At 46.2% G+C, this 12,251-nt stretch carries 14 protein-coding genes; 2 read left to right on the plus strand and 12 right to left on the minus strand.

Annotated features, from left to right (window positions below; genetic code table 11):
* Positions 1-47: 47 nt before the first annotated feature.
* The 10 genes from ACFQS8_RS01660 to ACFQS8_RS01705 all read right to left on the minus strand — a co-directional run bounded on the left by ACFQS8_RS01660 (position 48) and on the right by ACFQS8_RS01705 (position 9,475).
* Positions 48-833 (minus strand): enoyl-CoA hydratase/isomerase family protein, encoded by a 786-nt coding sequence (locus ACFQS8_RS01660; protein ID WP_382165099.1) that lies wholly within the window; start codon positions 831-833, stop codon positions 48-50.
* 2 nt (positions 834-835) lie between these two features.
* On the minus strand, positions 836-2,254 hold the full coding sequence (locus ACFQS8_RS01665; RefSeq protein WP_382165101.1) for an aldehyde dehydrogenase family protein: 1,419 nt from the start codon (positions 2,252-2,254) through the stop codon (positions 836-838).
* A gap of 3 nt (positions 2,255-2,257) precedes the next feature.
* On the minus strand, positions 2,258-3,844 hold the full coding sequence (locus tag ACFQS8_RS01670; protein WP_382165103.1) for an FAD-binding oxidoreductase: 1,587 nt from the start codon (positions 3,842-3,844) through the stop codon (positions 2,258-2,260).
* 10 nt (positions 3,845-3,854) lie between these two features.
* Complete coding sequence (locus ACFQS8_RS01675; RefSeq protein ID WP_382165104.1) at positions 3,855-4,517, minus strand: hypothetical protein; 663 nt, start codon at positions 4,515-4,517, stop codon at positions 3,855-3,857.
* A gap of 62 nt (positions 4,518-4,579) precedes the next feature.
* Entirely contained in the window at positions 4,580-5,377 is a 798-nt protein-coding gene (locus tag ACFQS8_RS01680; protein WP_382165106.1) for a GntR family transcriptional regulator, read from the minus strand.
* Between the two features lie 116 nt (positions 5,378-5,493).
* Positions 5,494-5,916 carry a YciI family protein gene (locus ACFQS8_RS01685; protein ID WP_382165107.1) on the minus strand — a complete coding sequence of 141 codons (423 nt, stop codon included), beginning with the start codon at positions 5,914-5,916 and terminating at the stop codon, positions 5,494-5,496.
* A gap of 11 nt (positions 5,917-5,927) precedes the next feature.
* The gene (locus tag ACFQS8_RS01690; protein WP_382165109.1) at positions 5,928-6,965 is read right to left on the minus strand and encodes a nitrilase-related carbon-nitrogen hydrolase; all 1,038 of its coding nucleotides are present in this window, start codon (positions 6,963-6,965) and stop codon (positions 5,928-5,930) included.
* A complete protein-coding gene (locus ACFQS8_RS01695; protein WP_382165111.1) occupies positions 6,965-7,876 on the minus strand; it encodes a polysaccharide deacetylase family protein in 912 nt (303 codons plus the stop codon). Before ACFQS8_RS01695 ends, ACFQS8_RS01690 begins: the two co-directional genes overlap by 1 nt.
* Positions 7,860-8,804, minus strand: a complete 945-nt coding sequence (locus ACFQS8_RS01700; protein WP_382165113.1) for a polysaccharide deacetylase family protein — start codon at positions 8,802-8,804, stop codon at positions 7,860-7,862. The genes ACFQS8_RS01695 and ACFQS8_RS01700 overlap by 17 nt, the downstream gene beginning before the upstream one ends.
* Positions 8,804-9,475: an isochorismatase family protein gene (locus ACFQS8_RS01705; protein WP_382166568.1), complete on the minus strand. Its 672-nt coding sequence runs from the start codon at positions 9,473-9,475 to the stop codon at positions 8,804-8,806. The genes ACFQS8_RS01700 and ACFQS8_RS01705 overlap by 1 nt, the downstream gene beginning before the upstream one ends.
* Positions 9,476-9,605: 130 nt before the next feature.
* Between ACFQS8_RS01705 and ACFQS8_RS01710 the strand changes: the two genes are divergently transcribed.
* Positions 9,606-10,076 carry a DUF1330 domain-containing protein gene (locus tag ACFQS8_RS01710; protein WP_382165114.1) on the plus strand — a complete coding sequence of 157 codons (471 nt, stop codon included), beginning with the start codon at positions 9,606-9,608 and terminating at the stop codon, positions 10,074-10,076.
* Between the two features lie 264 nt (positions 10,077-10,340).
* Positions 10,341-10,550 (plus strand): cold-shock protein, encoded by a 210-nt coding sequence (locus tag ACFQS8_RS01715; RefSeq protein WP_382165116.1) that lies wholly within the window; start codon positions 10,341-10,343, stop codon positions 10,548-10,550.
* 80 nt (positions 10,551-10,630) lie between these two features.
* Here ACFQS8_RS01715 and ACFQS8_RS01720 read toward each other — a convergent pair whose 3' ends face one another.
* On the minus strand, positions 10,631-11,248 hold the full coding sequence (locus tag ACFQS8_RS01720) for a nucleotidyltransferase family protein (RefSeq protein ID WP_382165118.1): 618 nt from the start codon (positions 11,246-11,248) through the stop codon (positions 10,631-10,633).
* On the minus strand, positions 11,245-12,234 hold the full coding sequence (locus ACFQS8_RS01725; protein WP_382165120.1) for an XdhC family protein: 990 nt from the start codon (positions 12,232-12,234) through the stop codon (positions 11,245-11,247). Before ACFQS8_RS01725 ends, ACFQS8_RS01720 begins: the two co-directional genes overlap by 4 nt.
* Between the last annotated feature and the right edge of the window lie 17 nt (positions 12,235-12,251).

A 12,251-nucleotide genomic window follows, 5' to 3' on the forward strand; every position in this document is an offset into this window, starting at 1 on the left:
TAAATACTTAGAAAAAAGGCTCCCAATTGGGAGCCTTTTTGTTTTGACTATTTGAACGTGAAGTTTGGGGGACGCTTTTCAAGGAATGCTTTGAAGCCGTCTTCAAAGTCTTCATTTGCGAAGCCTTGCAGGAATAATTCCTTTGCTTCTGGTGAAGTAGGCGTCCAACCTTTATCCAGAATGCCGGAGATCATTTTCTTAGTTGCGCGCGTGGACCATTGAGAGATTTGACCGATCTGAGCCGCGAGTTCTCGTGCCTTTTCAATTGCAGGCGTTTCGGTTGTGAGGTGATCAATCAATCCCATTGATTTAGCTTCTGGCGCTAGAAAAATGCGACCCGTGAATAGGATATCTTTGGTAGCGCCTGCGCCAATGGCTTGTAATAGGCGGCGCGTATCACCTACAGGATAAACCATGCCAAGTTTACCCGGTGTTACTCCAAATTTTGATTTTGAAGATGCAACGCGAATATCTGTCGACATTGCGACACTCACACCGCCGCCTATACATGCTCCATCAATAGAGGCGATTGTGGGTTTAGAGCAGTTTTCAATTGCAGTTAGAGCGGCATCAATTCCCTCGGCGGCTGCTTTAGCTGTTTTAGCGGTGCTATAGATTTCTTCAAATTCAGAAATGTCAGCACCTGCCGCAAAAGTACCAGCGTCACCGCCATGAATAATAATGACTTTTACATCTTCATTGGCTTCAGCTTGAGCAATGAGATCAGGGATAGCCTGCCACATTTTAACAGACAGGGCATTGCGTTTTTCGGGTTTGTTCAAGACGATTTCGGCATAGGAGCCAACAAGGTCTAATCGGATATCTTGTGTCAAAATTAGTCCTCAGAAAATACGCTGAGTGGTGCCGGTGCACCAGTGTTAGCTATAAGTGCCTTGCGTCTCAAGAAACGTTGAAAGCCTACAGGGCCCATGCGGGACCCACCCATCCCAGAGAGCTTAAAGCTATGCTTTTCGGCTTCGTGGAAGAGTGATGTTAAAGCAGCATCATTGATGCTGATAGCGCCTGCCTCAATTTGCATTCCTAGTGCGGTTGCATCTTTAAGGTTTCCAGCAAACACAGCTGCCGAAAGTCCATACTCGCTATCATTTGCCATGCTGACGGCTTCTTCTTTGGTATCAAATCCCATGACTGGAATAATCGGGCCAAAGGTTTCATCTACCATGACTTTCATTGAGTGGTTTACATTGGTCAAAACAGTTGGATTCAGCCATAAGCCGCCGCCATGATTTTCGACCTTACCGCCAGAAAGAACTTTAGCACCTTTCGCAACGGCATCTTCAATGTGAGATGTAAGTATGGCTGCTTGTTTGTCGAAAATAATTGGCCCAATATGACCAGAAGAAATCTCAGGCCAGTTTAGTTTTGCTGCGTTCGCTTTCGTTGCCAGAAGCGTTGTGAACTCTTCAAGAATACTATTTTGAACATATACGCGTTCAATTGACTGGCATGCTTGGCCCGTCGCTAATGTTGAACCACGTAAAGCTGCATCTGTTGCGTGCTCGAGATTTGAATCTTCGAGCACGATGAGAGGGTCCTTGCCTCCCAATTCTAGGAATGCTGGGATCATGTTCGTGGCTGCTGCAATCGCAACTTTACGTCCAGTGGCTACAGAACCTGTAAAACAAATAGCATCGACATTTTCGATGAGCGCAGCACCTGTTTGGCCATCACCTTGAACAAAACATAAAATGTCAGCTAGAGGGCTTTGGGCGATAACTGAACTCATGACATCTGCAAAGCGGGGCGTGACTTCTGATGGTTTGATCATCACAGAGCAGCCAGCTAAAAGTGCGGGAACTGTATCAATCATCGACAGTACAAGCGGGAAATTCCAAGGAGAAATGACGCCTACGAGTGCATACGGAATTAATTGTGGTGCGTGTTGGATCGCAGGGTTGGAGCGACCTTGTGTCCACCCTGTTGGGATGAGGCCGTCTGTCTGAGCTGTCCACCCCATAATGGTGCCCACCAGAGTATCGACTTCCAAGGCAGCGATTTTGCGGCGCCCAGTATCTATTTCTAACGCCGCAGAAATTTCGTCTTTGTGTTGTCCGACTAGGCGAGCAAAGTCTTTTAGCTTACTGGCGCGATCCTCTAAGCTAAATTGTCTCCATGTTTTTTGTGCATCACGAAGTTTGATAGCTTTTGATTGAATTGCAGCTTCATTAGCGGCCTCGATTGTGTAATCGAGTTCGCCATTGCGTGGGTTTCTAACATTGAGTGTACGGGACATGATTTAGCCTAATCCAAGAGAGCCTGGGTTCACAGTGCCATTTGGATCAATGGCAGCTTTGATTTTTTCAAGCATTGCTTGAGAGTCCGCGATACGGTTTTGACTGTAGGGGTATGTGCGCCCAATCTGGAAGTGCGCGGCACCATGTTTCTGGAAGATTGCGACGACTTCCTTACGGGCATCGGCCACAAGCGCTGTTACTTCTGGATTAGGAGCGTGACGTTTGGTTTTTTTCAAGACACTTTGTTCGATTGTTGCTTCATGGATTGCAAATATTTCTTCAGGCCAAATGAAAACGGGCTCGATCAAAAAGCCATTCGTTGACAAAGTCGTTGTGAGATATCCTGTTTCGATTTTGTGTTTCTCGAAAACGTCTTTTCTGGAAGCGAACATCGCTTGAATCTCATCCCATACTGTCTCGGCCTTTGACATTGGAACTATGCCGTGTACAGGGACCCATCTTTCACCCTCTGGCCCCAGAATAGTGTTTAGGGGTGCGAATGGGTTGGAGCGGATGATTTTAGGAATAGAATTTTCTGTTTCTTCAGCATTGTGTTTTGCCACAATGTCACGAAGGCGTTTCATATCTTCTTTTACGCCAGCTTGTGATCTGCCTTCTACAACAAAGTGAAGTGACCATGTGTTAGCTTCTACGAAGTCACGTCCGGCAAGTGCGATTTTTGCACCTTCCTTCAATCCTTTAAGCAGAGACCCTTGGCCCTTGATTACATTTCCAAGTGTTTTTACATCGGCAAGAAGAGAGGCACGTTTTAGGCGAATCTTTGTGAGGTTTGGATCGAAACCAAAAACTTCACTTGCAATGTTTTGGCGGGCAACTTCCGCTGTTGCGCGTGCGCTATCTTGTTGTGTTTTAAATTCAAAACTTGCCCAATCCTCAAACTCTGGGCGAGGGATTAGACGGAATGTGGCTTCAGCCTTAAATCCTAAAGCACCCGCGTCACCAAGGAATAAACCTGTGAGGTCTGGCCCGTAATGACGCCAGAAAGGGGAGCCGCCATTTGTGCCGGCACTACCTGTTTTTACAACTGTCCCATCCGCTAATACAACAGTAACGGAGGTAACACTTTCTGTTGATGGGCCATATGTTCCAGCCCCAAAGAACGCGTTGTTTTGTGACAGTCCACCACCAATAGTAGATGATAGACCTGATAATGGTCCCCAGAAAGGTGTTCTAAGACCTAGAGGTTTTAGTGCTTCGTCTATTTGGACCCAAGTGACACCAGCTTGAACGCTGATATACATATCGTTGGCGTTGATCTCGATGATTTTGTTGAGGCGGGATAGATCAAGCAATCCAACATTTTTTCGGTCTGGCGTATACCCATTTGTGTAGGACATTCCACCGCCGCGCGGGTTTAGAGCAACACCGTTCTCATGGGCGAGTTTCACAATTTGCGTGAGTTGTTCGACATTCTCTGGAGTGGCGATAAAGGCTGCATTTTCACCTTTTGACCATATATCTTGGCTCATGAGAGCGATGGTGTTTGCGTTATCTACACAGCCAGCTTTGGAAAATACTTCACGCAGTGCTGCGGACATCTCAGTGGTTTGGGAGGTTTCATTTGTCATAGTTTGTTTCCTAAAAAGACGTCGGCATCCAAAGACCCATCAATGCTGCGGCTAGGAGTAGAGTCCAAATTCCGACAACAAGAGGGCGAGCGCGATTAAGGGTATCTGCAATTTGATTCTGAGCATTTTCAGAGTTGGATTGTATAAGTTTTCCAATGGCGGGGCCGAGGGGGATGAGAACTTTACGAATGAAGAGGCCTAGACTGATACATCCAGCTAGAATGAGCATTTTGATGCTCAAGAACATGGGAATATCGAGCTTCGCCATAAAACCGGCAATTGCAAAAACGATTAAACCAAGCAGGGCACCATGTCTGAGGACCATATCGAGGTTTTTAAACAGTTTGGGGGATTTACCGTGGTCTAGGTGAAGTTTCCACGCAAGAATTAGCCATGCCAAGCTTACCAAGATAACCGCAGTAAGCAGGAGAGGTGAAATTGCTAACCACCCTTTTGCTTGCGCGACGATTAGGCCTGTAGGCAGCGCTAGGATAATTGCAGAGCGCGGTGCCATGTCCACATCATTCACGACCTTTAGGGCGAGAAGACGTTGTTCACGGCTTATGTCTGGCTTTATTAAAAAGCGACTCGTGTAAAACGCGCCGAGATCTCCACCTAACCAGTAGACGAATACCAAGACGTGTAACAGAGTAAAAAGGGCTTCAATAGGCAATTTGGAATCTCCATTCTTTAAAAGGTATATCATTTGAAGAATGGAATGGCGAGACCTAGTTGCTATTTTTCTGTTTGCCACTCAACTTGGTGCGCATCGCTGCGGTTTAAGCGCATGTGATATTCAAACTTATCTGCGCGGTAGCTCGCGGTAATGTTTTGCACGGGGCGACCTTTTGCATCACGCATAACGCGGTGGATACGCAATAGTGGCGATCCTGCAGCAACACCTAAGACTGCAGCAACGGCTGGCTCCGCAGCTGACGCGGATATGGTTTGTTCTGCACTGATCGGTGCATGCCCCGCGCGCTCAAGTAGGCGGATCAATGATTGATTGGTCAGTTCGCTATCATCGTAGGCGTCAGCAACGTCGTCAGGAATGTATGTGACAAGGTAGGAGAAGGGCTCGTCATTTAACTTACGTAGACGGACAATCCGTTGAACACTTGCCCCTTTTTCCAGCTCTAGGGATTCAGCGATGGCAGGACTTGCACTGCTCATTGTGCAATCAAGAAGTTGTACGGTAGTTTCAAGGCCCATACGGGTCAAACCATCAATCATGGTTTCAAAACTACCACGGATGGTTGGTGCAGATGCATCATAGATAACGACTGTGCCATTTCCGCGCTGGCGGCGTACGAGGCCGGCGACGGCGAGTTCGTTCATAGAGCGTTTTACAGTTATACGAGAAATGCCCAGCATTTTCGTAATATCTTGTTCTGCAGGAAGTTTTGTATTCAGCCCGAGCGTGCCATCCATGATTTTGGCGCGAAGAATATCATAAAGTTGCTGATATAGTGGCGTGCTAGATTTCTCGTCAATTTCAGAAGGAGATATAACTAGCGGTACTTGATCGGGCATGGTTGGATTTCCTGAAGAGTCGTGGCTTTTGACTCTTGTAATCTGAAAATCCAACATGTCCAAACAGAATGCGACAAATTGCGCAATCTATTATTGTTCAATTCTTACGTGCAAGGTTACTTGCTGACACCTTTCGTGATGTCATCTGTGGGGCCACCAGCGGCACGATGTTTAATAGAATCAAGGTCTTTCCAGATTTTTCCACCAATATATTGGCCAATAGAATTGGAAAACTCTTGGTATTTTACCGTTTCATACATTCCGCATGTCAGGTATGGGTCTCCATTCATTAATGTTTGGGCATCTTCAAGAGAATCAGCAAGCACCAAGAATATAGACCCAACAAGTGCTTCTCCACCGGGCTCGCGGACAGGGCCTGCTGTGATATAACGTGTCCAATTGTCTTCCACGTGTTGAAGGTGGCCGGCTAAATGCTCGGCGCGAGGTTCAGCACTGTTTGGACCATCAGTACATGTCACTAAATAACAGGTTTGTGTCATCTTCGGTACGAAGGGTGGTCTTTCTGGAAAAGTCGTCATGGGGTCTCTTTCTATTTCAATATATTGCGAGATGCGAGGCTGTCGATGGCTGCCTGCTGTTGGGCTAGTGCCTCCATGCGCCCAATCATCTGCCCGTCTGGTGTGCGGTTGGCGGGCGCATGATTTGCCTGTGCATACTGGGTGGCGAATGCTGTGTTTGGTAGGCGTGAGAGTGTGTTGGTCATACCAGTTTTGCGACGTGTTTCGCGTAAAGCATTTATATCCAAAACAGCGTTTGCGTTTAGTGTTTCGCCAGTTCCCGTTTCTGCTAATGTGCGGCCATACCAATCTAGCACTGTAGACATTGCGTCGGTGGATGCTGGGGGGACTGGTGTCCCAATAATGCTGGCGGAGTTTGCGGAGACGACATAGGAGATGTTCTCAATTGCACGTGCTTTTTTGCAAATGTGCTTAGGCGTAAGCGTTGGTGCGCCAACTTCAGATGTTGAGTGAAGAATAATCTCAGCACCTTTAAAGGCGTGCATGCGCGCAATTTCAGGGTAGAGAATTTCTTCACTTGCAACTGTTCCCAAAACACCAATTTCAGTATCAGCGACTGGGAAAACTGCGTCCTCGCCATACACATCCAGATACTTATCCCACACATCATATGGGCTTGGCGTGTAGAGGGAAATCATGCGGCGATAGCGCAAAAGTGTGTTCCCGTTTGGTCCGTAAACGATATTGGATTGAAAATACAGATTAGGAAAGTTGGGGTCAGTCTCGTAGTGGTTCGAGCATAGAAAGATACCCAATTTTTGAGCGACTGCCGCAAGTTTATCAGCAAACTCACCATCCATATCTATGGCAGCTTTAGCTTGCCATTCTTCCCGTGTTTCACCCAAAGGAAAACCCGTCATCCAATATTCTGGTAATACAACAAGTTTGAGGTCATAGCCGTTAAAGCCTTTTAGAAAGCCTTTTCCTGCACCGATTTGCTGCGTGATACGGACAATTGCGCGGTCCATACGCGCATGCGCATCTTCAGTAGACTTATCTTGGTTGACGGCGTCACACACTGTTTGAAGTGCTAGAGCGGAATATCGCATTATGATGTTCCTTCACTAAAATCTAGTGCGGTTTCTGAGGCTGTTGAGAATGCTAAGCCATCTATGTTCTGAAGGGATTTTAGCATTTCACATACAGCGTGAATGCGAAACGGTTGGCCAAGGATGTAGGGTGTTAAAGTGAAGGCAAAAGAACTTGCACCTTCTTTTTCAAACAAAGAGACTTGGTATTCAGCAGCGTCTTTGATTTGCTTGATCCATTCACGTTCTGATTGGCTTCTATCCAAAAGCAATTTGAAATCAGATAGTTCATTGTAATTTGGTAGTGCACAAATATCGCCGTGTTGAGTGTGCATCATGAGCGGGCGTGTATCTGCTTCCCAATCCAAACAAATGTCAAAGCCTGCTTCTTTAATGAGGTCCAACGTACGTGTACTTTCATTGCGAGCTGGAGACATCCAAGTAACAGCATCGGGAAAAGTCTCGCGCACGGTGTTGATATAAGCGCGTTCTTCATCTTCACTGAGGTCTTCATAGTGAATGTGAGAGGTTGATACACCATGTGCTGCTATTTCGTGTCCGGCTTCTTTTATTGCCGTTAACAATGGAGGATAGCGTTTGGCGATCTCTGCGTTGATGGCAAAAGTGGCTTTTACATTCGCTTCCGCAAGTGCTTCTAAAAGACGATAAACACCAACACGATTTCCGTAATCACGTGTCGTGAAATGACGCAAATCCGGATAAGGGGTTTGCATTGCGCCTGGGTGTTTGAATGGTTTGGCAGCAGGATCTAACGGGAAAAACTCTAGCGGAATAAGTATGTTCGCATGTGTTTTTATGCCCGATTTAAGTGTTATCGGAGCACGACGATCTGCTGGGTCCCAACCGTAACGGTCCTGATCCATTCCATGTGAGCGATGCGGATATTCTAGGTAACTATCTGGTAGGGGCAAAGCCTGTCCCTCCTGTCATTACGCCGCGAGATTTAATGTCCTCGAGCGATTGGTCCCAATAATTTTCACGAAAATATTCTGCGATTTCAGCGCCTGTTGTGAACCAGACGTCGTCTTTGTGAGAGCAGATGTGTTTTAGAGCCTCTTCAAAACACGCGAGGCGATGTGGCTGGCTGACAAGGTATGCGTGCAATGGAATACACATAACCGTTCCAGATTTTTCACCTTCTTTTAAAAGCTGGTTGAAGTGATTTATCAGCAATTCTGTGTAGCGCTCTGGACTCCAGCCTTGAACAGAATAGGTGATGACATCATTCACTTCGAGTGAATATGGCATGGATACCAGTTTGCCTGTTTTCGTTTTTAAAGGCTGGGGCTGATCGTCTTGGAATAGGTCGCATGTATACCAGAAATCATATTCGGCTATGAGGTCGAGCGTTTTTTCTGTGTGCGTTAATGCAGGTGCTAAATACCCACGAATACGCTCACCTGTGGCTTGTTCAACAGTGCGAATAGAGTCCTCAAGAACTGCACGTTCTTGAGCTTCGTTCATTTCGTAACTAAAGCGCGTATTGTATATCCCGTGTGAAAAAAATTCCCACTTACGCGCAGCGACAGCTTCAATAATTTCAGGGTGATGGTCTATGAGACCAATCGAAAGAGATATTGAGCCACGCAAATTATATTTATCGAATAAATCCATTAACCGCCAATGGCCAACGGTGTTTCCCCATGTGCGTTGAGAATACCCAACGACATCAGGATTTTTGCGCGGCCAAGGCTGACGCAAAGGGTTTGTCGGCGGCATATATTCGTAATACTCAATGTTTGGAGCTATCCAGAAGGCGAGCTTTTTACCATCGGGCCATTTGATTTTGGGGCGTCCTTGATAGGGCCAATAATCATAGAGATTGGGATCTGAGTGCATTAGCCTTTATATCCTTCAATCGCATCGAATACTTCGGATACGTTCACGACATCTGCATATTTTATGAGAAGGTCAGTGAGGTTCGCGAAGTGGAAGCTTTCGTGTTTATCAGCTGTAGTTTCGATTGGAACAATTGTACGGTAGCCATGACTGAGGGCATCAACTGCGGTTGCGCGGATGCAACCGGATGTCGAACCGCCTGTGATAACAACAGTATCAACTTTGTGCCACGTCAAAAAGCTTTGGAGCGGCGTTTCAAAGAAGGCGCTCGGCATACGTTTTGTGTAAACCGCATCTACTTTTTCATCTATTTCTACACGGTCATCAAATGAATGGCGTTCAGAACCGTATTTGATGTTTTGGAGACTGTCGGGGGTATCTGTACGGGTGCCCCAAACGCCAGCGTCTGCCGCGTTTTCCATATAAGCAACATGTGTCCAAATCACAGGGAGACCTTTGTTACGTGCAGCTTTGGAAATATCATTGATGTAGGTCATCTGATTAGGATCAGTGATATATGCTGTTTTTGGGTAGAGGTCTGGGCGTGTGTAGGATTTTTGTGGGTCTACATTCACAATGGCGAGTTTTGAGCCAAAACCAAAACGTGCGCGTGCAGGGTTTGAGCGGGTTTCCTCAAATATTTCACGTGCGGTCTTGTTGGAAGTGACCATTGTCGGTTTGGAAAGGTCGTGGGTCAAAATAATCTCCGATTTGATTTGGTCTCTTGCTTTTTGCTACTTTCTCAAATGATATATCAATTGGAAAGAGCATTCTGCAAATAATTTCAAGAAAGATTGAGCTATGATCAAATATGTCGCAACCACAATTATAGGTGTTCTAATTGGTGCGGGCGCAATGAGCGTGCTTGGCGGTACTGAAAACAAGACTGCTCCGAATGCTGAAGTCGTACCAGTCGAGGTGTCACAGCAGGCAGTAGACACTCAAGTGGTAACTGAAGCTAGCGCGCCTGCATATATGATCGTTCTTGGAGATGTAACGGACCGAGACGCATTTGGAGCAGGTTATGTGTCTAAGCTTCCACCTTTATACGAGAAATATGGTGCGAGCTATATAGCAGTGGGGGGCGGTGTTGAGGTGTTAGAAGGTGAATATGCGCCACAAAGTTACGTAATTGGTAAGTGGCCCTCTATAGAAGTTGCGAAGGAATTTTGGGATAGTCCTGAATATGAAGAGCTGAAACGTGCAAGAATCGATGGCGGTTGGGCTGATTTTGATGTGCTGCTCGTTCAAGGTTTGCCCGAAAGTCAGTAGCACTTTTGGTATGCCTTTTGGTGTGCTTGATAGTAAAATGGAGGTTTTAGCAGGTAAAACGACAACTAAATTGAATTAATACGTATCTTTTTAGTTATTGCTCTTGCTATTTTCTCCACAAGCTTCATTAATTAGGCTCGAATTTTGGCCGGACAATCAGGCATAAACGGCGTTAGTTGGTCGTAAGTTTAGAAACCTCCAAAAAAACTCGAACTACCGGGTTCATACGTTTTGAGCCCACAGACAAAAATACAGGAGTGTTTCATGAACACTGGAACAGTAAAATTCTACAACGACACTAAAGGCTTCGGCTTTATCGCACCTGACGATGGCGGAAACGATGTTTTCGTACACGCAACAGCTCTTGAGCGCGCTGGCATGAACGGTCTTTCAGAAGGTCAAAAAGTTTCTTTTGACACTGCAAAAGACCAACGCAGCGGAAAAATGGCTGTAGACAACATCAAACCTGCATAAGGTTTGCTTATTGTAAGCTGAAAGAGCCGCTTCCCTTCGGGGAGGCGGCTTTTTTATTGTCTGTGTTTTCAGGAAATGGTTTAGGGCTGAGATTTTATTCCAGAAACAATGCGATGAGCGTGTTCTAAGTCTGCGGCGCTATCAATATCAAATGCTAATGCGGCATCAAGTTGGACTTTTTTGAGGTTTAGGTCGTTCCCTAGGGCTGATTTCGCACCTTTATCTCCAGTGAGTGAGGTGAATGTGTGGGTGAGTTGGTGGGAGAATAATGCGGGCGGCATTAATTTGCCTTCAACTTCAGTAAAAACAGCATCAACGTCATCTTTAAAAGCAAGGATGAGTGCCTCAAGGTGGTGATTAGGGATGAATGGCATATCTGCTAGTAACACTATAAAAGGGCGCAAGTTTTGCCGCGCGCTTAGTGTCTGACATGCCACAGCAAGGGAGCTGCCTTGACCCTGTTGTGGGGATGGGTTGGTTATGATGGTCCAGTGATGTGCATCTGCTATATGTCTGCGTTCGGCCTGGTCTGGTCCTAGTATTGCGAGCTTTGCAGACTTCGTATTTTGGGAAACTAAACGGGCAGAATATTCAAGAATTGGTTTGCCAGACAATTTCGCAAGAAGTTTGTCACCATCTTCATATCTTGAAGATAGGCCGCTAGCGAGCAAAACGAAATCCACATCATCCAATGTCATGACGGTGTGTGGCGTTTTTGAAAAGCATCAATAATTTCAGCCAGAGTGGAGATCGCTAACATGGATGCATCGCGTAGGGAGGGCACCAATCCTATCGGGGCATGTATGCGGTCAATCTCATCTTTTTCGATTCCGGCCTCTTGCAATAAAATGCAACGTTTGGCGTGCGTCTTGGCGCTGCCAACAGCACCGACATAAAACGCATCTCCCGCCAAAGCATTTTTGAGGAGGGATGTTTCCCATTGGGAGTCGTGGAACATGAGGACGAAAGCTGTCCAAATATCATCATTGTGTTGTGGTGTTGTATCCGATGTTTTTAAGTGCAGGCTTTGCGGGATGTTTTCTAAGTTGGCTATTTCCAATGTGTCAGTGTCGGGTGACCATAAGGAGACAGGGATGCCACTCGCATTGGCTATGCGTGCCAGTGCTATTGGGTCAGTGCCGCGTCCGGCAATTCTTAGCTGAAGTTTGGGCAGATAAGTGACGTGAAAAGAGCCGTTTTTCCATTCGGGTATTGGGGGTGGATCTGAAAAACGAGGTGTATCAATTAGTACTTGACCTTGGGGGCTGACCTTGATGGAAATAGGTTTGCGCTTGTGTAACTGCTGAGAGATAGATGAGAGCACTGCAGGAGAAAGGTTTGGGCAAATCGAAACTTCAATTGCACCGCCGCAAGGGAGTTTTAGGTCGTAAAAAGGGGAACCTTCACCATAGCGCAGTGTTTTAAATTTCGCTTCTCTGATCGCAGAGATTGCTTGCATTTTTACATCTGCATCAATGCAACCACCTGATAAGTAGCCTGCAATCTCTCCATCTTCAGATACTGCCATAACTGCACCGCGTGCACGCACAGCACCGCCTAGAATATCCGTTACAAAAACAAGCGCTGTTTTTGAGCCTTTTGAAATAAATGATAACGCGGATGTGATGACATCCAACGGATGCTCGGTTGACGATGGTGAAGGATTTTGTGACAAATGTAACATTCCATGTGCTTTTGGGG

This window comes from Hirschia litorea (genome assembly GCF_042665075.1).
Lineage (GTDB): Bacteria > Pseudomonadota > Alphaproteobacteria > Caulobacterales > Hyphomonadaceae > Hirschia > Hirschia litorea.